Annotated in this window: 21 protein-coding genes; 17 read left to right on the top strand and 4 right to left on the bottom strand. The window is 67.1% G+C overall.

All coding sequences use genetic code 11. The features are described from left to right. From BN1134_RS00245 to BN1134_RS00170, 16 genes are all read left to right on the top strand, one after another. On the top strand, positions 1 to 1,013 hold a 1,013-nt coding region (locus tag BN1134_RS00245), incomplete at its 5' end, for an aldehyde dehydrogenase family protein (protein ID WP_042044537.1). Between the two features lie 17 nt (positions 1,014 to 1,030). Further along, positions 1,031 to 1,507: a hypothetical protein gene (locus BN1134_RS00240; protein ID WP_232300570.1), complete on the top strand. Its 477-nt coding sequence runs from the start codon at positions 1,031 to 1,033 to the stop codon at positions 1,505 to 1,507. Positions 1,508 to 1,516: 9 nt separating this feature from the next. After that, the gene (locus tag BN1134_RS00235; RefSeq protein ID WP_042044535.1) at positions 1,517 to 2,704 is read left to right on the top strand and encodes an iron-containing alcohol dehydrogenase; all 1,188 of its coding nucleotides are present in this window, start codon (positions 1,517 to 1,519) and stop codon (positions 2,702 to 2,704) included. A 37-nt stretch (positions 2,705 to 2,741) separates the two neighbouring features. Further along, on the top strand, positions 2,742 to 2,999 hold the full coding sequence (locus tag BN1134_RS00230) for a GNAT family N-acetyltransferase (protein WP_042044534.1): 258 nt from the start codon (positions 2,742 to 2,744) through the stop codon (positions 2,997 to 2,999). Beyond that, a complete protein-coding gene (locus BN1134_RS00225; RefSeq protein ID WP_042044533.1) occupies positions 2,989 to 3,558 on the top strand; it encodes a nucleotidyltransferase family protein in 570 nt (189 codons plus the stop codon). The genes BN1134_RS00230 and BN1134_RS00225 overlap by 11 nt, the downstream gene beginning before the upstream one ends. A 66-nt stretch (positions 3,559 to 3,624) precedes the next feature. Next, positions 3,625 to 5,406: a SulP family inorganic anion transporter gene (locus BN1134_RS00220; protein WP_042044532.1), complete on the top strand. Its 1,782-nt coding sequence runs from the start codon at positions 3,625 to 3,627 to the stop codon at positions 5,404 to 5,406. Between the two features lie 71 nt (positions 5,407 to 5,477). Next, complete coding sequence (locus tag BN1134_RS00215; RefSeq protein WP_042044531.1) at positions 5,478 to 6,824, top strand: MATE family efflux transporter; 1,347 nt, start codon at positions 5,478 to 5,480, stop codon at positions 6,822 to 6,824. Between the two features lie 11 nt (positions 6,825 to 6,835). Next, complete coding sequence (locus tag BN1134_RS00210) at positions 6,836 to 7,402, top strand: hypothetical protein (protein WP_404800024.1); 567 nt, start codon at positions 6,836 to 6,838, stop codon at positions 7,400 to 7,402. A gap of 133 nt (positions 7,403 to 7,535) precedes the next feature. Continuing rightward, positions 7,536 to 8,180 carry a thermostable hemolysin gene (locus BN1134_RS00205; protein ID WP_042044530.1) on the top strand — a complete coding sequence of 215 codons (645 nt, stop codon included), beginning with the start codon at positions 7,536 to 7,538 and terminating at the stop codon, positions 8,178 to 8,180. After that, the gene (locus BN1134_RS00200) at positions 8,177 to 9,652 is read left to right on the top strand and encodes an AMP-binding protein (protein WP_042044529.1); all 1,476 of its coding nucleotides are present in this window, start codon (positions 8,177 to 8,179) and stop codon (positions 9,650 to 9,652) included. The genes BN1134_RS00205 and BN1134_RS00200 overlap by 4 nt, the downstream gene beginning before the upstream one ends. Beyond that, entirely contained in the window at positions 9,649 to 10,293 is a 645-nt protein-coding gene (locus BN1134_RS00195; RefSeq protein WP_042044528.1) for an iron-containing redox enzyme family protein, read from the top strand. The genes BN1134_RS00200 and BN1134_RS00195 overlap by 4 nt, the downstream gene beginning before the upstream one ends. A 10-nt stretch (positions 10,294 to 10,303) precedes the next feature. After that, on the top strand, positions 10,304 to 11,098 hold the full coding sequence (locus BN1134_RS00190) for an SDR family oxidoreductase (RefSeq protein ID WP_042044527.1): 795 nt from the start codon (positions 10,304 to 10,306) through the stop codon (positions 11,096 to 11,098). A gap of 2 nt (positions 11,099 to 11,100) precedes the next feature. Then, a complete protein-coding gene (locus tag BN1134_RS00185) occupies positions 11,101 to 11,712 on the top strand; it encodes a tetratricopeptide repeat protein (protein ID WP_084214652.1) in 612 nt (203 codons plus the stop codon). 99 nt (positions 11,713 to 11,811) lie between these two features. After that, a complete protein-coding gene (locus BN1134_RS00180) occupies positions 11,812 to 12,483 on the top strand; it encodes a response regulator (protein ID WP_042044526.1) in 672 nt (223 codons plus the stop codon). After that, entirely contained in the window at positions 12,480 to 13,910 is a 1,431-nt protein-coding gene (locus BN1134_RS00175; protein WP_042044525.1) for an ATP-binding protein, read from the top strand. Before BN1134_RS00180 ends, BN1134_RS00175 begins: the two co-directional genes overlap by 4 nt. Positions 13,911 to 14,036: 126 nt before the next feature. Next, positions 14,037 to 14,264, top strand: a complete 228-nt coding sequence (locus tag BN1134_RS00170; protein ID WP_042044524.1) for an HP1242/YdcH family protein — start codon at positions 14,037 to 14,039, stop codon at positions 14,262 to 14,264. Between the two features lie 93 nt (positions 14,265 to 14,357). Here the strand turns inward: BN1134_RS00170 and nifJ are convergent, their stop codons facing one another. Genes nifJ through BN1134_RS00160 form a run of 3 tightly spaced genes read right to left on the bottom strand, consistent with a single transcriptional unit; the run spans position 14,358 to position 19,571 of the window. Continuing rightward, positions 14,358 to 17,939: a pyruvate:ferredoxin (flavodoxin) oxidoreductase gene (nifJ, locus tag BN1134_RS00165; RefSeq protein ID WP_042044523.1), complete on the bottom strand. Its 3,582-nt coding sequence runs from the start codon at positions 17,937 to 17,939 to the stop codon at positions 14,358 to 14,360. Next, on the bottom strand, positions 17,936 to 18,244 hold the full coding sequence (locus BN1134_RS20375) for a 4Fe-4S dicluster domain-containing protein (RefSeq protein ID WP_232300569.1): 309 nt from the start codon (positions 18,242 to 18,244) through the stop codon (positions 17,936 to 17,938). Before BN1134_RS20375 ends, nifJ begins: the two co-directional genes overlap by 4 nt. After that, positions 18,168 to 19,571, bottom strand: coding sequence for an FAD-dependent oxidoreductase (locus BN1134_RS00160; RefSeq protein ID WP_232300568.1), 1,404 nt, complete (start codon positions 19,569 to 19,571; stop codon positions 18,168 to 18,170). Before BN1134_RS00160 ends, BN1134_RS20375 begins: the two co-directional genes overlap by 77 nt. A gap of 249 nt (positions 19,572 to 19,820) precedes the next feature. Here BN1134_RS00160 and BN1134_RS00155 point away from each other — a divergent pair, with 249 nt between their 5' ends. Beyond that, positions 19,821 to 21,623 (top strand): hybrid-cluster NAD(P)-dependent oxidoreductase, encoded by a 1,803-nt coding sequence (locus tag BN1134_RS00155; protein WP_042044522.1) that lies wholly within the window; start codon positions 19,821 to 19,823, stop codon positions 21,621 to 21,623. A gap of 67 nt (positions 21,624 to 21,690) precedes the next feature. Here the strand turns inward: BN1134_RS00155 and BN1134_RS00150 are convergent. Next, positions 21,691 to 22,159, bottom strand: a 469-nt coding sequence (locus BN1134_RS00150; RefSeq protein ID WP_042044521.1) for a M48 family metalloprotease, incomplete at its 5' end; no start/stop codon positions are given.

Below are 22,159 nucleotides of genomic sequence, written 5' to 3'. Positions count from 1 at the left end.
CGGCGCTGGCCGCCGGCAACCGGGCCATGCTCAAGCTCTCCGAGTTCACCCCTGCCACCAATGCCGTGCTGCGCCGCCTGCTGGCCAGCTGTTTTGCCGAAGAGGAGGTCGCCGTGGTGGAGGGGGGCCCCGAGGTGGCGGCGCGCTTTAGCGCCCTGCCGTTTGATCACCTGTTTTTCACTGGCTCGACCGCCATCGGACGCCAGGTGATGGCGGCGGCGAGCCAGCACCTCACCCCGGTCACCCTGGAGCTGGGGGGGAAATCCCCCTGCCTCATCGCCCCGGATATCCCGCTTGAGTTCGCCATCGACCGGCTCCTCTTTGGCAAGTGCTTGAACGCCGGACAGATCTGCGTCGCCCCCGACTATGTGCTGCTGCCCCGTGGTCAGGAGGAGGCCTTCGCCACCGCCTTCCAGCGCGCCTTCGCCCGCCGCTACCCCGAGGGGCTCGCCAGTGCCGACTTCACCTCTGTGGTGAACGTGGCCCACTACCAGCGCCTGACCGACTGGCTGGCGCAGGCCAGCGCCGACGGGGCCCGTGTCGTCCCTGCCTGCGAGCCGGCTCGCGATGACGCCGCCCACCGGCTGGCCCCCCATCTGCTATGGGGTCTGCCCGAGCAGAGCCCCGTGATGCAGCAGGAGATCTTCGGCCCCCTGCTGCCGCTCATTGCTTACGACTCGCTGGATGAGGCGATCGCCTATATCCGTGCGCGGCCCCGCCCGCTCGCCTGCTACCTGATGAGCCTCGATGCGGCCGTACAGGCACGAGTCATCAAGGAGGTGCATGCCGGCGGCATGGCCATCAACGACACCGTCTTCCAGGTGGCCGTCGACGATGCTCCGTTCGGCGGGATCGGCCCCTCCGGCATGGGCCACTACCACGGCCATGAAGGGTTTCTCACCCTCTCCAAGGCCAAGACGGTGCTGCGCCGTGGCCGCTGGTCGAGCGGCGCCCTGATCCAGCCCCCTTACGGCTGGCGCCAGCGCCTGCTGCTCTGGCTGTTGCTGCGCTAGGTATGCAGACGCGCTCCGTGCCCCAACGCATCCGCCTGCGCGCCCTCGCCCTGCTGCTGTGGGGCCTGGGGCGGTTGCTGCGCCGCGCCGCGCGAGTCGATCCGCTCATCCATGCCGAGCTGGCCCCGCTGCCCGTCGGCTTTTGCCTGCAACTGGGTTGCCTCGGCCTGGCGCGCCCGCTCATCTTGCACAAACAGGCGCTGGGGTGGAGCACGGCCCCCGCCGCCGCCGCCCTGCGTCTGACCTTCAAGCACCCGGATGTGGCGCTGCGGGTGCTCGGTTTTCGCCTCGGCATCAATGCCAGCTTCTGCGAGGGGCGGCTCAGCGCCGAAGGGGATCTGGTGGCCGCCATGCACTGGGTGCGCGCCCTTGAGGCGCTGCAAGCCGTGCTGCTGCCCCCCAGGCTCGCCCGCCCGCTGCTGCGCGACTACCGGCGCCCGCCCCGGCAACTCAGGCGGGCGCTGACCATCCTCGCCGGCCTGCTTCTCCCCTAAGGAGCCCCCATGACCACGCCCCGTTATTACGAGTTCTTCTGCCCGGTCAAGCTGCTGGTCGGGCAACAGGCCATCGAGCAGCTGCCGGCGGCCCTGGCGGCGCTCGGCGCCACCCGGCCGCTGCTGCTCACCGACCCCGGCATCGTAGCCAGCGGGCTGGCCAAGATGGTGGGGGAGCAGCTCGCCGCGGGCGTGATGACCCCTGCCGCCATCGAGGATCAGATCCCGCCCGACTCCTCCACCGCCGTGGTGGAGCGGATCGCCGAGCACTACCGCGACCTTGGTTGCGACGCCCTCATTGCCCTGGGCGGGGGCTCGGTCATCGACACCGCCAAGGCGGTCAACATCCTGGTCTCGATGGGGGGAGCGCGCCTGCTCGATTGGGCCGGCGCCGATCTGCTGACCCGGCCGCTCGCACCGCTCGCTGTGCTACCCACCACGGCCGGCACCGGCTCGGAAGTAACCCAGGTGGCGGTCATTCGCGACGAAGACAGTGGCCGCAAGGTGCCCTTCACCTCGCCTTTTCTGCTGCCCAACCTGGCGGTGCTCGATGCCCGCCTCACCCAGACGCTGCCGCTGCCCATCAGCGCCGCCACGGCGATGGATGCCATGACCCACGCCATCGAGGCGCTCATCAGCAACGCCGCCAACCCGGTCAGCAGCGCGCTCGCCCTGCTGGCGGTGGAGAAAATCGCCGCCGCCCTGCCCTTGCTGCCCGAGCACCCGAGCGATCCCGGGCTGCGCCTCGCCCTAGCCGAGGGGGCCACCCTGGCCGGCATGGCCTTCTCCAACGCCATGGTGGGGCTGGTGCATGCCCTCGGCCACAGCCTGGGAGCCCACTGCCACCTGCCCCATGGCCTGTGCATGAACCTGTTTCTGCCGGTGGCGCTGGCCTATCAACGCCCGCAGATCGACGGCGAGCTGGCCCGCCTGCTGTTGCCGCTGGCCGGCGCCGAAGCCTATGCCGCCTGCCCGTCAGCGGATCGGGCCGACGCCACCATGGCCCGCCTGCAACACCTGCGCGATCAACTGTGGCAACAGGCCGCCCTGCCGCGCACCCTGCGCGAGGCTGGCCTAAGCGATCGCGCCCCACTCGCGGCGGTGGCCCACCTCGCCCACAACGACGGCGCCCTGCTTTACTGCCGCAAGGCGCCGGATCGGAACACCCTGCTCCACTTGCTCGAACAGGCCTGGTAAGCCACCCTCGAACAGACATCACCCGGCAGGAGTCCCCATGATCATCGTCACCCATCAAGCGGAACAGCATCAGTTCATTTACCAGCAGGAGGGAGAGCAGGCCCACCTGCGCTATCGCCACCTCGATGCCGACACGGTCGAAGCCTTCAACACCTATGTGCCCCCCGCCTTGCGCAACGCCGGGGTGGCCGATAAGCTGGCGCGCGCGTTTTATCAATGGACCCGCAGCCAGAGCCTGACCATAGTGCCGAGCTGCAGCTACATAGAGGTATGGTTGAGCCGCCATGGAGAGTGATGATGCCCTGCAACAGCAGACCTGCGCCCTGCTGCGCGCCTCGCCGCTGCATTGGCAGTGCCTGCTGGCCGCGCGCGAGCTGGCATTGCCCGACTGGTATCTGGGGGCCGGCTTCGTGCGCAACCTCATCTGGGATCACCTGCACGGCTACCGCCATCCCACCGCACTGAGCGACATCGATCTCATCTATCTGGATCAGCGCGATCCGGATGGCCAGCGCGAAGGCGAGATTGAGGCCCGCGCCAGCGCCCTGCTGCCGGGGCAAAACTGGGAGGCGCGCAATCAGGCGCGCATGCACCTGCGTCAGCGGACGCCGCCATTCGACACTGCCCTGGCCGCCCTCTCCCACTGGGTCGAGCTCCCCACCTGCATCGGGGTGCGCTTGCTGGCCGATGACCGCCTGCTGCTGGTCGCCCCGCACGGCATCGCCCATAACTGGTCGCTTGAGGTGCACCCCAATCCGCACTGCCGCCAGGGGCCGGCCCTCTTCACCGAGCGGGTTCGCGCCAAGCGCTGGCAACAGCTGTGGCCCCGCCTGCGGGTACACTGGCCCGCTTAAGCCAGGTTGATTTTGTGTGAAGCCCATGGGCACACTAGGGGTTAAAGCATCACTAAAGGGTTGAACATGCGCGACTTTTTCTCTCTCCAGCGCTGGCTTCCCGGCTTGGCCTCCCTGCTGCACTATCAGCGCGGCTGGCTGCTGCCGGATCTGCGCGCCGGCCTCTCGGTGGCGGCGGTCGCCCTGCCGGTCGCCATCGCCTATGCCGAACTGGCCGGCGTCGGCGCCGTGGTCGGCCTCTATTCGTGCATACTGCCGATGGCGGTCTACGCCCTGTTTGGCACCTCGCGCCAGCTCATCGTCGGCCCCGACGCGGCCACCTGCGCCGTCATCTATGCGGTGGTGGCCCCACTCGCCGCCGGCGATCCCACCAAGCACTGGCAACTGGTGATGACCATGACCGCCATGACCGGTTTCTGGTGCCTCATCGCCAGCCGCTTCCGGCTCGGGGTACTGGCGGACTTCTTGTCGCGTCCGATCCTGATGGGGCTGCTCAACGGCGTGGCCATCACCATCATGGTGGGCCAGCTCTCCAAGATCTTCGGCTTTACCTACAGCGAGAAATTCCTGATTGAGCGCCTCGCCAGCACCTTCGACTACCTGCAACAGACCCACCTGCCGACCCTGGCCATGAGCCTGCTGACCCTGCTGGCCCTGCTCGTGTGCCGCTGGCTCAAACCCAACTGGCCCGCCACCATGCTGGCGCTGGCCGTCGCGGCGCTGGCGGTGTGGGGCAGCCAGATCTCCCCGCTCGGCGAGCTCGGCATCCAGACTATCGGCGCCGTGCCCTCCGGCATCCCCTCGCTGCAAATCCCGGATTTTCCCCCCGGCCTGCTGCGTGAGCTGGTGCTGCCGGCCCTTAACCTCGCCATGGTGAGCTTCGTCTCCATGATGCTCACCGCCCGTAGCTTCGCCGCCAAGAACGGTTACGAGATCGATGCCGATCAGGAGTTTCGGGCCCTTGGCATGGCCAACCTGGCCTCGGCGGCCTCTCAGGGCTTTGCCATCAGCGGCGCCGACTCCCGCACCGCGGTCAACGACGCCAGCGGCGGCAAGAGCCAGCTGGTCTCCCTCATCGCCGCCGGCACCATTGGTCTGGTCACCTTCACCCTGACCGCCCCCTTGCAGTACATCCCCACCGCCGCCCTCGGAGTGGTGCTGGTGATGGCCTCGTTCTCGCTCACCGATTTTCGCGGCCTGTGGGCACTGCGCAGCTCAGACTGTGCCGCCTTCTGGCTGGCCCTCATTACCTTCATCAGCGTGCTCACCATGGGGGTCATTCCCGGCATCACCCTGGCGGTGCTGCTCGGCCTGTTCCAGTTCCTGCGCAACGTGATGCGCCCGACCGACCAGCTGCTCGGCACCGACCAGGACGGCGTGGTGCGCACCCTCGGCAACGACGAGCAGATCAAGAGCGTGCCCGGCCTGATGGTCTATCGCTTCAACTCGCCGCTCACCTACTTCAACGCCCCCTACTTCAAGCGCCGGGTGCTGGCCCTGCTGACCCAGGACCCCAGCGCGCCGCGCTGTCTGGTGATCGACGCGGTCGCCTGCTTCACCCATCAGGACATCAGCGTGATGATCATGGTTGGCGAGCTGCACCGCGAGCTGAAACGGCGCGGCATCCACATGGTGATGGCGGGCCGCCACGGCCAGCTGAGCCAGTGGTTCCGCCAGGCCGGGGTCAAGGTCGGTGAGGACGGCATTTTGCTCTGTCCCGACATCTATCAGGCCCTGCGCATGACCCGCTGCTACCGCAGCCAGGAGCAGGAGGAGGCGCTGACCCTGGCCGAGGGCAACCCGGAGCAGGAGGAGCGCGAGGTGAACCTGGCCACCACGATTGCGTGAGCTAGGCGCTTGGTGTTAAATGACGCACCGTGGCGCGGCCCTCCGGTCGTGCCCCCAGCGCCGGAATTCACATGCAAACTCACTCCCCGCAGGGGCCAGGCTCGCTCTTTTCGCTGACCTGGCCTCTGTTTATCGATCTCGCCCTGCACTTTCTGACCGGGGCGCTCAACACCTTCATGGTCGGCCATGTCTCCTACCGCGCCGTGGCGGCGCTGGCGGTCGGCAACCAGGTGTTCGATCTCGCCATCACCTTGTTTAGCTTCGTCAGCATCGGCACCAGCGTGGTGATCACCCAGTATCTGGGCTCCGGCGACCGGGAAAAAGCCCGGGTGGTGATCCACACCGCCATCGCCTTCAACCTGCTGGTGGGGCTGGTGGCCGCCCTTGGGGTCATGGGGGGCGCCGCCCCGATCCTCGCCATGATGAACCTGCCCGTCGAGCTGCTCAGCGACGGCCAGCTCTACTTGCAGATCATCGGCCTGTGCCTGCTGCCCGAGGCGGCGGCCCTCTGTCTGGCCGCCACCCTGCGGGCCCACGGCCACACCCGCCAGGCCATGTACGTGACCCTCATCGTCAACGCCATCACCTGTGTCGGCAACATGCTGCTGCTCTACGGCTGGTTCGGCCTGCCCGAGCTGGGGGTGGCCGGGGTGGCCATCAGCACGGTGGCCGGCCGCTTGATCGGGGTGGTGCTGCTGGTGTGGCTGGTGGGGCGCAAGACCGGCATCCGCCTGATCCCCCGCGACATACTGCGCCCGAGCCGGGAGATGCTCGGCAAGGTGCTGCACATCGGCCTGCCGGCCGCCGGCGAGAACCTCTCGTGGATGTTGCAGTTCATGGTGGTCACGGCGTTTGTCGGCCTGCTTGGCGACAAGGCGCTGGCGACCCAGTCCTACTTCTTCCAGATCTGCCTGTTTATCCTGCTATTTGGCCTCTCCATCGGCCTTGGCAACGAGATCATCATCGGCCATCTGGCCGGGGCGCGGCAGTTCGACCGCGCCTACCGCCAGTTGCTCAAAAGCCTCAAACTCGGCCTCATCGTCACCTGCCTCATCGCGGTGGCGGCGGCGCTGAACGGGCGCAGCATCATCAGCCTGTTTACCGATGATCCCGACATCATCAATCAGGTGGCCCAACTGTTCCTGGTGAGCCTCATCATGGAGCCGGGGCGCACCTTCAACCTGGTGGTGATCAACGCCCTGCGTGCCACCGGGGATGCCCGTTTCCCCCTGCTCATGGGGCTTATCTCCATGTGGGGGATCGCCGTGCCTCTTTCCTATTTCCTCGGTATCATGCTGGGTTATGGACTGGTCGGCATCTGGCTGGCGCTGGCCTGCGACGAGTGGGTCCGCGGTCTGGCCATGTACTGGCGCTGGCGCAGCCGCCGCTGGCAAAACAAAATCTTGGTGGAATCATGATGCAAAACGGAATGAAATCCCTGTTGGGTCTGCTGCTGATGCTGCTGTGCGCGCAACCGGTACTGGCCGCAACCTGGTATCTGGCACCGATCCAGACAGAGAGTGGCAACGAGGCCCAGAAGGCCTTGACCAAGGAGTTCACCAACCAGTTGATCAAGGCGATCAAGGTCAACGAGTACCAGGTCGGCAAGCCGCTCGGCAAGGAGCAGAAACTGCCCAAGTGGGTGCTGCGCAGCAAGCTGATCCCGGCCAGCGACGCCCCGCTGGTGGGGGCCAAGCATCCGCAAGGCTTCACCTACGGCAAGGGGGCGCCGACCCAGGAGATCGTCGCCGAGCTGCTGCGTGACGGTGTGCTGGTGGCCCACATCGGCCAAGGCTGGCGCGAGCCGCTGGTCGCCGACACCCCGAGCGCCGAGAAGATCACCATCATCAACTGGCGCTACGCCATCGGGGCCGAGGCCAAGGCACCGGATCTCGAGGAGCTGGCCGCCCAGATCTGCTTCGAGGCTGGCAAGGTGATTGAGCGCGACGGCAAACCGCTGCCCGAGCGTAAGAAAAAAGATAAAAAAGAGAGCTAACCCGGCTGACAACAAGGGGCGCCACGGCGCCCCTTCTCTTTTTTTGCAAATTCGAGCTCCTGCTCTTCTGACTTAATCTTCTCTTAAGCCAAGCCGGTCATCCTCCCTCCATCATCCGAGAGAGGAGCCCGCCATGCATGCCGAGATAAAGGCACCCTACCGCCTCGCCATCGCCCGAATCCCCGAGCAGGTGGCCCAGTTACAGGCCTATATTCAGGCTGCCTATACCCGCGAGTTCAACGCCACCATCCCCCATTTTCTGCCGCTGCTGCTCGGGCTCTATCGCGCCGACGGCATGCTGGTCGGGGCCTGCGGCCTCACCCCGGCCGGCGAGGCCCCCCTCTATCTGGAACGCTACCTGGACGCCCCGATTGAAGCGGCGATCGCGGCTGGCATCGGCACCACCCCATCTCGCGATCACCTAGTGGAGATCGGCAACTTCGCCTGCGCCGAGCCGGGCCATGCCCGCATCATGTTCGCCGCCTTGTGCAAACTGTTGTGCGAAAACGAACTCGACTACGTGGTCTTCACCGGCACGGTGCGCCTTCGCAACATCTTTCATCGCCTGCACCTCAACCCGATTGAGCTGGCCCAAGCCCAGCCGGAGCGGGTCGGTGAGGACGCTGCCGCCTGGGGCGAGTACTACCGCTGCCAGCCCAAGGTGATGGCGGGCGATCTCGGACAAGGGCGCCGCGTACTGGCCGAAAGCTCGCTGCTGCTCGGCCTGTTCGAGCCCATGCCCACCCTGTTTCCCGCCGCCCGGAGGGCGCACTCATGACCCTGTTTTCCGCCCTGCGGCGCCACGCCCAGACTCGCCCCGATCAGCCGGCGCTGGTGGAGTTCACCCGCCACCTGAGTTATCGCCAACTGCTCGCGCAGTGCGAGCAACTGGCCGCGACCCTCAGCGCCGCCGGCGTGCAGCGCCTGGCCATGGCCATCGACAACGGCATCCCGTGGGCGCTGCTCGATCTCGCCTGCGCCCATGCCGGTATCGTCGCCATCCCGGTGCCCGCCTTCTTCTCGGCGCAGCAAAAGCAGTGGCTGCTCGAGAGCAGCGGCGCCGATGCCCTTGCCGTGCAAGATGCAACGCCCTGGCAGCCCCTGCTCGGCGCGTCGTGGCAGCCACAGACGCTGGCCGGCTATCGTCTGCTGCGCCGCGCCGTCGCCGCGCCGCCGGCGCTGCCGAGCGGCACCGCCAAGATCACCTACACCTCGGGCACCACAGGCCAGCCCAAGGGGGTCTGCCTCTCGCTGGCCCAGCTGGAGGCGGTCTGCCGCTCCCTGGCCGAGCGGGTGGCCCCGGCCAAGGTGGAGCGCCACCTCACCTTGCTGCCGCTCACCACCTTGCTGGAGAACCTGACCGGCCTCTATGTGCCGCTGCTGACCGGCGCCACCACGGTATTGCCGTCCCTGGCCGAGGTGGGGTTCACCGGCTCGAGCCGCCTGGATCCGGCATGCCTGACCGCCCTGCTCGGGCGCGAACATCCCCACAGCCTGGTGCTGGTGCCCGAGCTGCTGCGCCTGCTAGTCGGCCTGTGCCAACGCCAGCCGGCCCTGGCCCGCTACCTCGGTCAGCAGCTGCGCTTCGTCGCGGTCGGCGGCGGCAAGGTGGCCCCAGCCCTGCTGCTGGCGGCCCGCCAACTGGGGCTGCCGGTGTACGAGGGGTATGGCCTCTCCGAGTGCGGCTCCGTGGTGGCGCTCAACGGCCCGGACGGGGATAAACCCGGCAGCGTCGGCCGGGTGCTGCCCCACTGCCGGGTGACGCTGGCCGATGACGGCGAGGTGCTGGTCGAGGGGGCCGCCATGCTCGGTTACCTCGGCGAGCCTCCCGTCAGCGGCGCCATCCACACCGGCGATCTCGGCCGGCTCGACGAGGAGGGGTTCCTCTTCATCACCGGGCGCAAGAAGAACGTCCAGATCACCGCCTTTGGCCGCAACTTCTCCCCCGAGTGGGTCGAGGCCGAGGCCCAGCTTGAGCCCGCCATCGCCCGCTGCGTGGTGTTTGGCGACGGCCTGGCGCGCAACGTGGCGCTGCTCGAGCCGATGGCCGGCCAGGAGGGGGCGCTGGCCGAGCAGGTGGCGCGCCTTAACCGCCGCCTGCCCGATTATGCCGGCATCCATCGCTGGTTCGTGGCCACCCTATCCCCCGAGTCGGATCTGCTGACCGCCAACGGCCGCCCACGCCGGGAGCGGATCTTCGCCGCCTATCGACATCAGATTGAACAATTAAGCCAAGGAGAGAGCCTGTGAGCTTCTACCAGACCCTGAACGAGCGCACTGCCAGCGAGCGCGAATACCTGCTGAGCGCCCCCATCATCGCCGCCTGCCAGCGGGGCGAGATCACCGGCGAGACCTACATCGCCTTCCTGACCCAGGCCTACTACCACGTGCGCCACACAGTGCCGCTGCTGATGGCCACCGGCGGCCGCCTGCCTCAGGAGTACGAGTGGGTGCGCGGCGCCCTGGCCGAGTACATCGAGGAGGAGTACGGCCATCAGGAGTGGATCTTGAACGACATTCGCGCCTGCGGCGGCGATGCCGAGGCGGTGCGCGCCGGCACTCCCAGCCTGCCCATCGAGCTGATGGTCGCCTTCCTCTACGACCAGATCCAGCGCGGCAACCCCATGGGCTTCTTCGGCATGGTGCAGGTGCTTGAGGGCACCAGCGTCGCCATCGCCCTGAGCGTGGCCGACCAGCTCAAGCAGGGGCTCGGCCTGCCAGCCCATGCGATGAGCTATCTGAGCTCCCACGGGGCGCTCGATCAGGAGCACCTCAAGTTCTTCGAGGGGCTGATGAACCGGGTGCAGAGCCCGGCCGATCAGGCCGCCATCATCCACAGCGCCAAGGTGGTCTACCGCCTCTACGGCGACATGCTGCGCACCCTCGCCTAAGGAGCCCGCGATGAACCTCGACGGCAAGCGAATCCTGCTCACCGGTGCCAGCGGCGGCATCGGCGAGGCCCTCGCCCTGGCCCTGGCCGAGCGCGGCGCCCATCTGCTGCTGCACGGGCGCCAGAGCCAGGCCCTGGAGCGACTGCGCCTGCAATTGCCGGCGCCGGAGCGCCACCACACCCTGTGCGCCGACCTGTGCAGCGCAGAGGGGCGCCTCGCGCTCATCCACCACCCGGCGCTGGAGTCTGGGGTCGACATCCTCATCAACAACGCCGGCACCAACCACTTCGCCTGGCTCGAAGATCAGAGCGAAGAGCAGATAGCCAGCCAGCTCGAGCTCAACACCCTGGCGCCTCTGCTACTGACCCGCGCCCTGCTGCCACGCCTGGCGCGCCCCGGCCTCATCATGAACGTCGGCTCGAGCTTCGGCGGCATCGGCTACCCCGGCTACAGCGTCTACTGCGCCAGCAAGTTCGCCATCCGCGGTTTTTCCGAGGCGCTCGGCCGCGAGCTGGCCGGCAGCGGAATCAAAGTGCTGCACTTTGCCCCGCGCGCCACCCGCACCCACCTCAATGCCCCCGAGGTGTACGCCATGAATGCCGAGCTCGGCACCCACACCGACACCCCGGAGGAGGTGGCCGATCAGCTGGTACAGAGCCTGGAGCAGGAACACACCCGCACCTGGGTCGGCTGGCCCGAGAAGCTGTTCGTGCGCCTCAATGCCCTGCTGCCGGGGCTGGTCGACCGCGCCCTGGCTAAGCAGCACGCCGTCATCGCCCGTTTTGCCCACCACAAGGAAGCCTGAAGATGAAATCGACCCTGTTACTGGTCGGCAGCCTGCTCGCCGCCCCCGCCTTTGCCGCCGATGCCCTGCCCGAGATCCAGTCCGCCTGGGCCCAGTGCCAATACCAGAGCCCGGAGAAGCAGAAGGAAAGTTGCCTCGAGCAGCTCAGCCAGCGCGCCGATGCGGCCAGCGCCAAGGAGGCGTTTCGCACCGATCTGCTGATCTGGTCCGCCATCGTCAAGAGCACCTGGGCCGGCGCCAAGGGAGGCCTTGGTGCCCTCTCCCTGGTCAAGGATGCCAAGCGCCGCCTCGAAATAGCCATCGAGCAGGACCCCAAGGCCCTCGACGGCTCGGCCTACACCAGCCTCGGCTCCCTCTACTATCAAGTGCCGGGCTGGCCGGTCGGGTTTGGCGATGATGACAAGGCGGAGGCGCTGCTCAAGCAGGCGCTGGCCATCAACCCCACCGGCATCGACCCCAACTACTTCTACGCCGACTTCCTGCTCGATCAGGGCCACAAGGCCGAGGCCAAACGCTACTTCGAAAAAGCGCTGGCGGCCCCGCCCCGTCCCGGTCGCGAGCTGGCCGATCAGGGCCGCCATGGCGAGATTAAGGCCAAACTGGCCGCACTGTGATGCACAGCGGGCCGCAAGGCCCGCTGATATTTCCAGGCTGGAGCAGGGCCCGCGATGACGGCATACTGTCTCCACGCTGGGCCACGACACGGAGTTGGAATGCGGATCCTGTTGGTTGAAGATGATGTGATGCTGGGCGATGGCATGCAGGACGCCCTCAAGGGCTCGGGTTACACGGTCGATTGGCTAACCACTGGCCTGCCGGCCCTCACCACCTTGAAGTGCGAGGAGTTTGCCGCCCTCATCCTCGATTTGAATCTGCCCGATATCGACGGCATCAGCCTGCTGCGCAAGCTGCGCCGCGAGGGCTTCACCCTGCCGGTGCTGATCCTCACCGCCCGCGACGCCCTCGACGATCGGGTGCTTGGCCTCGATGCCGGCGCCGATGACTACCTCACCAAGCCGTTTGCCCTGCCCGAGCTCAACGCCCGCCTGCGAGCCCTGCTGCGGCGCAGCGCCGGCAATGCCCTGCCGACCCTGGAGTACGGCGCCATCGTGCTCTACCCGGACGCCCAGCAGGTCACCTATCAGGGCGAGCCGGTGCGCCTCACCCCCCACGAGTACAAGCTGCTGCACGAGCTCTTGAGTCAGGCAGGCCGGGTGCTGAGCAAGGAGCAGCTGCACCAACGCCTCTACGGCTGGGATGAGGGGGCCGAGAGCAACGCGGTCGAGGTGCACATCCACCACCTGCGCAAGAAGCTCTATTCCGATCTCATCCGCAACATCCGCGGGGTCGGCTACATAGTGCCGCGCGAGGTCGCCACCTCGTGAGCCACCCAGTCCGTTCACTGCGCCGCACCCTGTTGACCGGGGTGCTGCTACTGGTCACCGCCAGCCTGTCGGTCAGCGCCCTGCTTGGCTTTTTCTCTGCCAGCCACGAGATGGAAGAGCTGTTCGACGCCCGCCTCGCCCAGTCGGCCCGCATCACCGAGCGCCTGCTGCTGCGCTACCTGGAGCAGTTACCGGCCGACCACGACAGTGGCCTGGTCTATGAGGAGTGGGAGCTGAGCCACCCGGATGCCGAGCGGGTTTCCCAGCGCCGCGGCATCTACACCGACAACGAGTTCACCCCCTACGGCCACGAGTTCGAGCGCAACCTGGCGTTCCAGCTGCTCGATCCGGCCGGCAGCGTGCTGCTGCGCTCGCCGAGCGCCCCCGAGCAGCCGCTCGGCGCCCTGGCGCCCGGTTTTGACGAGATGCAGGATGGCAAGCACCTGTGGCGCACCTTTACCCTGCACAACGAGGAGCGCGGCACCTGGCTCATCGTGGCCGAACGCGACGACGAGCGCGACGAGCTGGCCGGCAGCATGGCCACCCTGACCATGCTGCCCCTGTTTATCACCCTGCCGCTGCTGCTGATCCTGCTGTGGTGGCTGGTGACTCGCAGCATCTCGCCGCTCACCCGGCTCACCACCGCCATCGGCGAGCGCCATCCGGCCAACCTGAGCCCGCTGCATATCGACCACCCCCCCAAGGAGGTGGGGCTGCTGATGACCGAGCTCAACCGCCTGATGCACACCCTGGCAGAGACCCTCGAGCGCGAGCGGCAGTTCACCGACGAAGCGGCCCATGAGCTGCGCACCCCGCTCGCCGTGCTGCGCCTTTACAGCGAGAACGCCCTGCACGCCCACAGCGAGGAGGCGCGGCGCCAGGCGCTGGAGAAGATGCAGCAGGCGCTCGATCGCAGCGATCGGCTACTGCGCCAGCTGCTCACCCACGCCCGCCTCGATCACCGCAAGCCGATGCTGCACCAGCCGCTCGATCTGCGCGAGACCCTGCGCGAGACCATCGCCAGCCTGGTGCCGCTGGCGCTCAACAAGGAGCAGCAGCTCGCCTTCGAGGCCGACGAGGCGCTCACCATCGCCGGACAACCGACCCTGCTCGATCTGCTGTTTGCCAACCTGGTCGACAACGCCATCCGTTACACCCCGCGCGGTGGCACCATTACGGTGCTGCTCGAGCGCGAGGGGCACAAGGCTCGGGTCAGGGTGCGCGACAGCGGCCCTGGCGTACCGCCCGAGCTGTTACCGCGCCTGAGCGAGCGCTTCTTTCGGGTCAACCCGCAGCAGGGGGACGGGGTAGGGCTGGGCATGGCCATAGTGCGCCGTATCGCCGAGCTGCACCGGGCCGAGATGACAGTGCACAATCACCCGCAAGGTGGGCTTGAAGTTAGCGTCTACTTCCAGCTGGAAAGCTGAAAAAATGTGAGCCGTATGGCATAGCGAGAGAAAAGTGCATGATTGTCGCCAAGGGTGACCAGCATCACATTCCCCCCTGCCGGAATGGAGTAGCTTGAATTTACACACACTGAAAAAGGAGGCCACATGTTTCCAGAGTACCGTGATCTAATCACTCAGCTGAAAACGACCGATGCCCACTTTCAGAGGAAATTTGACCTGCACAACCAGCTGGATGACGAGATCAAGCAACTGGAAAAAGAGTACGCAGACGACGATCAGGTTCGTGAACTGAAGAAGAAAAAGCTGAAACTCAAAGAAGATCTCTACGAGATCCTGAAAACTCATAGTAAGCGCGACGCATCACTGCAGTGATGCACTCGCAAGGCAATGCGACCCGGGGCAATCCCGGGTCGTTTCATTTTGGCGCCTCCCAAAAAAAGAGGCGGGCCTGCGCCCGCCTCCTCCTCACAACAAGGGATGGAACTGCTCGGCGCTGCGGGTCGCCATCTCCTCATAGGTCGCCCACTTCTGCCACGCCACCTGCTGGGCAATCGCCATCAGCCGCTCGGCCTCGGCCGGATCGCTCTGGGCCAACACCCGGTAGCGGCTCTCCTGCTCGCGATAGGCGCGCAGCGCCAGGGTCGGGCGCAGGCTGTCGAGACTGAAGGGGTTCTGCCCGGACTCGCGCAGCACAGGGTTGTAGCGCAGCAGCGGCCAGTGCCCCGAGTCCACCGCCCGCTTCTGCTGGGCCAGCCCCTGCTCCATGTCGATGCCATGGGCGATGCAGTGGCTGTAGGCGATGATGAGCGAAGGGCCGGGATAGGCCTCCGCCTCACGCAGGGCCTGCAACGCCTGCTGCGGGTGGGCACCGAAGGCGATGCGCGCCACATAGACGTTGCCGTAGGCGATGGCCTGCAACGCCACGTCTTTTTTGGCCAGGGTCTTACCCCCGGCGGCGAACTTGGCCACCGCCCCGAGCGGGGTCGACTTCGACATCTGACCGCCGGTGTTGGAGTAGACCTCGGTATCCATCACCAACACGTTGACGTCGCGCCCGGAGGCGAGCACATGGTCGAGCCCGGCCGAGCCGATGTCATAAGCCCAGCCGTCACCGCCGACGATCCACACCGAGCGGCGCACCAGTTGATCCATCAGCGAGCGCAGGGTATGGGCCTCCGTGCTCTCGTCATCTTCCAGGCGCCGGCGCAGCATGGTCAAGCGCTGGCGCTGGGTGCGGATCTCCGATTCCAACCGCTGCGGTGAGTGCAGCAAGGCATCGACCAGCGCCTCCCCGACGCGCGACCTGACCGCTTGCAGCGCCGCCTCGGCCTGTCCCCTGTGCTGATCGGCGCACAAGCGCAGCCCAAAGCCGAACTCGGCGTTGTCTTCAAACAGGGAGTTGGACCAGGCCGGCCCCTTGCCCTCGTCGTTGTGACTCCACGGTGTGGTCGGCAGGTTGCCGCCATAGATGGAGGAGCAACCGGTGGCGTTGGCCACCAGCATGCGATCGCCAAACAGCTGGGTGAGCAGCCGCAGGTAGGGGGTCTCACCGCAGCCGGCGCAGGCGCCGGAGAACTCGAAGAGGGGCTCCAAGAACTGCACCCCGCGCACCGTGGAGAAGTCGATCTTCTCCCGCGCCGGCCAGGGCAGGCGCTCGAACCAGGCCAGCGCCGTGCGCTCCGGCTCACGATGCGCCGCCAGCGGCGCCATGACGATGGCGCGCTCGCCCGCCTCATCGCGCACCGGGCAAGCCTGCACGCACAGACCGCAGCCGGTGCAATCTTCCGGGTAGACCTGCAAGGTGTAGCGGCTGTCGGGGTAACCTCGGGCCGTCAGCGCCGCCGAGCGGGCCTCGGCCGGGGCATCCTTGAGCCACGCCTGGTGGTAAAACTTGGCGCGCAGCGCCGCATGGGGGCAGACAAACGAACAGTTGCCGCACTGCACGCACGCCGCAGGCCGCCAGATGGGGATGTCGCAGGCAATCGCCCGCTTCTCCACCCGGCTGGTTCCCAGCGGGTAGGTGCCATCACAGGGCAGCAGCGACACCGGGATCCGATCGCCCCGGCCGGCCAGCATGGGGCCGGTCACCCGCTCGATGAAGGTGTGCTCGGCTGCCGCCAGCCCGGCGGGCCAGTGTAGCGGCAGCGGATAGTCGCCGCCCTGCTCCTCCCCCTCGCTGGGCCAGGGCACCGGGTGCAGCGCCGCCAAGGTGGCATCGACCGCGGCGAAGTTACTCGCCACCACCGCCTCCCCCTTGCTGGCGTAGCTCTTCGCTATGCTCCCCTTGATGAGCGCGATCGCCTCCTCCCGTGGCAACACCTCGGCCAGGGCGAAGAAGCAGGTCTGCATGATGGTGTTGATGCGCTTGCCCATGCCGGTCTGCTCGCTCACCCGGTCGGCGTCGATGGCCCACAGCCGGACGCCCTTGGCGCGAATGCGGGCGCGCAGCCGCTCGGGCAGTTGCCCCCACACAACCTCAGGGGGCCAGGGGGCGTTGAGCAGCAAGGTGGCGCCGGGCGCGGCATGCTCGAGCAGATCCAGCGTCTCGACAAAACCCCACTGATGGCAGGCGATGAAGTTCGCCGCCTCGATAAGCCAGGGGGCATCGATGGGATCGGGGCCAAAGCGCAGGTGAGAGACGGTGCGCGACCCCGACTTCTTGGAGTCGTAGACAAAGTAGCCTTGGGCGTGCAGATCGCCGCGCTCGCCGATGATCTTGATGCTGTTCTTGTTGGCCCCGACCGTGCCATCGGCGCCGAGACCGAAGAACAGGGCGCACACCCGATCCTGCGGCTCCAGATTCGGCAAGGAGGGCAGCGTCAGGCTCAATCCGGAGACATCGTCACAGATCCCCACGCTAAAGCGCGGGCGCGGCGCCTCGCGCGCCAGCTCGGCAAACACGGCAGCCGCCATGGCCGGAGTGAACTCCTTGGAAGAGAGGCCGTAGCGCCCGCCGCACAGGTGGGGCAAGGTCGCCAGGTTCCCCCTTTGCAGGGCGTCGATGAGGGCGCTTTGCACATCGAGCAGCAGCGGCTCACCGCCGGCGCCCGGCTCCTTGGTGCGATCGAGCACGGCGATGCGCCGCACGCTGGCCGGCAGCGCCGCCACTAGGGCCGCCACCGGGAAGGGGCGATAGAGGCGCACCTGAAGCACGCCGGTCTTGCCCCCCTGACGATTGAGCCAGTCACTGGCGGCGCGCGCGGCGGCCGCCCCCGAGCCCATCAGCACCACCACCTCGCTGGCATCCAGCGCGCCGCTGTACTCCACCAGCCGGTAGTGGCGTCCGGTGTGGCCGGCCAGCTCGTCCATCACCTGCTGCACCTGGGCCGGCAGCGCCTCGTAGAAGGGGTTGACGCTCTCGCGGGCCTGGAAATAGGTGTCCGGGTTTTGCGCCGTGCCGCGCATCACCGGGCTGTCCGGGTTGAGCGCCCTGGCCCTGTGGCTGCGCACCCAGTCATCGTCGATCATGCTGCGCAGGGTCATCCGCTCGATGGCCGCTATCTTGTTCACCTCGTGGGAGGTGCGAAAGCCGTCGAAAAAATGCAGAAACGGCACCCGGCTACGCAGGGTGGTGCAGTGGGCCACTAGCGCCAGATCCTGGGCCTCCTGCACGCTGGCCGAGGCCAGCATGGCAAACCCCGTGGTGCGCGCCGCCATCACGTCCTGGTGATCGCCGAAAATAGACAGCCCCTGCGCCGCCAGGGAGCGGGCCGCCACGTGAAACACCGCCGGGGTCAGCTCACCGGCAATCTTGTACATGTTGGGCAGCATCAGCATCAGCCCCTGGCTGGCGGTGAAGGTGGTGGCCAGCGCCCCCCCTTGCAGGGCGCCATGCACGGCGCCAGCGGCGCCCCCCTCGCTTTGCATCTCCACCACGGTCGGCACGTTGCCCCACAGATTGGGGCGCCCCTCTGCCGCCCATTCATCGGCCAGCTCCGCCATGGTCGAGCTGGGGGTGATGGGGTAGATGGCGCAGATCTCGCTCAACTGATAGGCCACCCGGGCGGCGGCCTCATTGCCGTCCACCATGATCATCTTGTCGCTCATCTGGCCTCCTCCATCTCGATGGCATTGCACGGGCACTGGTCGTGGCAGGCGCTGCACCCACTGCACCGCGCCGGATCGACCCGGTAGCCAAGCCCGGCCCCCAGCTTCTCGATCGCCTGCTCGGGGCAGCTGGCAAAGCAGCCGTCACACTCGAAGCAGTTGCCACACGAGTAGCAGCGGCTCGCCTCATAACGGGCCTCGTTGGCATCGAGGCCGCAGACGATCTCGCTAAAACCGTGGCGCGACGCCGGTGCCAGCACCGACTGATCGCTCGCCGGCGCCCAGGTCTGGAACCAGAGCTGCAAGGAGGCGGTCCCCACCAGCGGGAAGGAGGGGGGCTTGCAATAGCGCTCGCCGCGCAGCCAGGCGTCGATGTGGCGCGCCGCCTTCTTGCCGTGGCCAGTGGCCACCGTCACGGTGCGCTCGGAGGGAACCATGTCGCCGCCGGCAAACAGGCCCGGCAGATCGGTCATCAGGTTCTCGCCCACCTGCACCACCTCGCCACTCAAGCGCACACCGGGCACGCTCTTGAGCACGCTCAAGTCCACCTCCTGGCCGAGGGGCCAGGATCAGGGCATCGGCCTCCAGGGTCTCGAAGCGGCCGGTGGGTTGCGGCTGTCCCTGCTCATCGAGGGTCATCACCTCCACCTCGAGGCAATCGCTGTCGAACTGGCGGATAGAGCGCAACCAATTGATGGTGATCCCCTCCTCCTCAGCCTCGATGGCCTCAAAGTCATGGGCCGGCATGTGGTCGCGATCCCGCCGGTAGATGATCATCGCCTCCTCGGCGCCGAGCCTACGCGCGGTGCGGGCCGCATCCATGGCGGTGTTGCCGCCGCCATAAATGGCGACGCGCCGCCCCAGCTCTGGGGGCCGCAGCCCCTGCTCCTGGGCCAGACTCGCCTGCTGGAGAAAGCTCACCGCATCGAGGATGCGCCCGGCCTCGCGGGCCGGGATATCGACCCGCTTGGCCAGGTGGGCGCCGATGGCCATGAAGACGGCATCAAAGCCCCCCTCACGCCACTCGGCCAGCACATCCTCCACCTTGTGGTTGAGGGTGAGCTGCACCCCGGCCGCCAGCATGCGCGCTACCTCGCCATCGAGCACGGCGCGCGGCAGGCGATAGGCGGGAATGCCAAAACGCAGCATGCCGCCGGGACGCGGGCCCGCCTCGCGGATCTCGACGCTGTGGCCGAGCCGGTTGAGGTGCCAGGCGCAAGAGAGGCCCGAGGGGCCGGCCCCGACGACGAGCACCCGCTTGCCCGTGGGCGCTGGGGGCGGCGCCGGCAGCCAGCCGAGGCGCAGCGCCTCGTCGCCAAGGAAGCGCTCGATGGCGTGGATCGAGACCGCTTCGTCGACCTCGGCACGGTTGCAGGCATGCTCGCAGGGGTGGTAACAGACCCGGCCATGCACGGCCGGTAAGGGGTTGACCTCGATGAGGCGCCGCCAGGCGGCCTCGAACTGGCCGGACTGGGCCAGGGAGAGCCAGGCTTGGATGTCCTCACCGGCAGGGCAGGCGTGATTGCAGGGGGGAAGGGCCGGGCGCCAGCGTGGCACCCGACTGAGCACCGGGCCCGTTCCCGTCTTGCGGGAGAGATCCGGTGGCAGCGTCATATCCAGTGGTCTGCTCATAACGTGGCTTTCTGCTTGTGGGTGAACCGACCGTCATCTGCCCTTGAAAACCGGCGTGCCGTGGCGGCCGGTGGCTGACGGGAAAAGCAAAAGCGTCAAGAACTGGAAACTGGTCACAGTTTGACCTAACGCGCGCTGCAATGATGCAATCGAGATCAATAAAAGCGCACTCTATCAACACCAAAACAAACTGTTTGAGCTGCTCAAACGAAATCGTTATGGTGCATTTTCATCTGCAAAGGAGCGCTCATGACCACTCTCGTCTCCCTTCATCTCTATCCCGTCAAGTCTTGCGCCGCCCTCTCCCCGCTGCGGGCCACGGTCACCGAAGAGGGGCTGCTCGGGGATCGCCGCTACATGGTGGTGCGCCCAGATGGCAGTTTTATCACGGCGCGCACCCACCCGCGCCTGCTACAGGTGCTGGCCGATCCGTTCGTGGGAGGCGTGCGCCTGGCCTTCAGCGGCAGCGATCCATTGCGGCTGGAAGAGCGCAACTTCACCCGTGACTCACTGGCCACCCGGGTGTGGCAGGACGATTTCGAGGCGCTCACCACCACGGACGAGGCCGACGCCTGGATAAGCCGGGTACTCGGCGAGCCGGCCCGCCTCTTGTGGCTCGGCAAGCGCTCCAACCGCTACCGGGAAAAGACCGGCACCCGAGTAAGCTTTGCCGATGGCTACCCGCTGCTGCTCATCAGCGAGGCGTCGCTGGAGGATCTCAACCGGCGCTCCGACGCGCTGCATCTGATGAGCCAGTTTCGCCCCAACCTGGTGGTCAGTGGCACCGCCCCCTTCGCCGAGGATGGCTGGGCCCGCATTCGCATCGGCGAGGTGGAGTTTACCGTGGCCAAGCCGTGCAGCCGCTGCATCATGACCACGGTGGAGCCCGGCAGCGAGCGCTTTAACCCCCTCAAGGAGCCGCTTGCCACCCTCACCCGCTACCGCCGCGGGGAGGATGGCGAGGTCTACTTCGGCCAGAACCTGATCGCCCTGAACGAAGGCACGATCAGCGCAGGCGATCCGGTCGAGGTGTTGGAGACCCGGCGCGCCCCCGCCTACCCCAACGGGGCTCCCGCCCGCCGCCGTCTGCGCTGTGTGGCGCGCGAAACCCTGGCTCGGGAGCTGGAGACCTTCTGGTTGGAGGCCGACGACGATCTGCCCCTGCCCGACTACCTGCCGGGCCAGTACCTGCCGATCGCCATCGACGTGGATGGCCAGCGCATCCTGCGCAACTACACCCTGAGCTCCAGCCCGTCGCGTCCCGAGCGCCTCGCCATCACGGTCAAGCGCCTCGAGGGGGGACGGCTCTCCACCTGGCTGCACCAGCAGCTGGGGGTCGGCAAGACCCTGCTGGCCCATGCCCCGGCCGGCGAGTTCCACCTCGGCGGACGGCGCAAGCTGCTGCTGCTCTCGGCCGGCTCCGGCATCACCCCCATGCTCTCCATGGCGCGCTTCCTGGCCGATCAGGGGGCCCTGGGTGAAGTGCACTTCCTGCACCAGTGCCGCAGCGAGGTCGACATCCCCGCCCGCGAAGAGCTGCTCGCCCTGCGCCTGGCCGGCATGCAGCTGCAACTGGTGCTCAGCCGCCCCGATCCTCACTGGCAGGGCCTGCGCGGCCACCTGACCCTCGCCATGCTGGAGGCCATCCCGGAGCTGGCCGAGCGCGACGTCTATCTCTGCGGCCCCACCGGCTTCATGCAGCTGGCCCTCGATTGGCTCGCCGAATTGGGGGTGCCCGCCGGGCAGCTGCACCACGAGTCGTTCGGCGGCCAGCTGCTGACGGTGGCGCGCCCCCATCAGGCGGTGCGGATCCGCATCGGCGCCGAGGAGTTCATCGGCAACAATCAGGGCACCTTGCTCGATCAAGCCGCCAAGCAGGGGATCGATCTCCCCTGGTCGTGCCGCGCCGGGATCTGTGGCAGCTGCCGCTGCACCCTGCGGGCTGGGGAAGTGGATCAACCGGCGGCGCCGGCGCTGGACGAGGCGGCCCGCGATCGCGGCGAGATCCTCGCCTGCTGCGCCGTGCCCCTCACCGATGTGCACATCGAGTAATGCGCAATAAAAAAGAAGGGCCGGAATCATCCGGCCCTTCTTGTTATCAGGGAGCGATCAGGAAGGCTTAACCGCGCAGGGCACTGATGCGCTGCTCGATGGGCGGGTGGCTCATGAACAGCTCGCTCATGGAGCGCTTGCCGTTGATGCCAAAGGCCATCATGGTGCCCTCCATCTGGGACTCGGGGCCCCGGGCCAGACGTTGCAGTGCGGCGATCATCTTGTCACGGCCGGCCAGCTTGGCGGCGCCGGCGTCGGCACGGAACTCGCGCTGACGGCTGAACCACATGACGATGATCGAAGCCAGGATGCCAAACACCATCTCCAGCACGAACACGGTCGCCATGTAGGCCAGACCGCCGGTGCTGCTGCTCTCTTCATCATTGTTGTTGCTAAAGAAGTTGCTGATGACGCCGGCCACGATGCGGGCGAAGAACATCACGAAGGTGTTCACCACCCCCTGGATCAGGGTCAGGGTCACCATATCGCCGTTAGCCACGTGACTCACCTCGTGAGCCAGCACCGCCTCGGCCTCG

The organism is Aeromonas simiae (assembly GCF_000820125.1).
GTDB lineage: Bacteria > Pseudomonadota > Gammaproteobacteria > Enterobacterales > Aeromonadaceae > Aeromonas > Aeromonas simiae.
The sequence above is the reverse complement of the archived record's forward strand: the minus strand, read 5'-3'. Positions and strand labels throughout refer to the sequence as shown.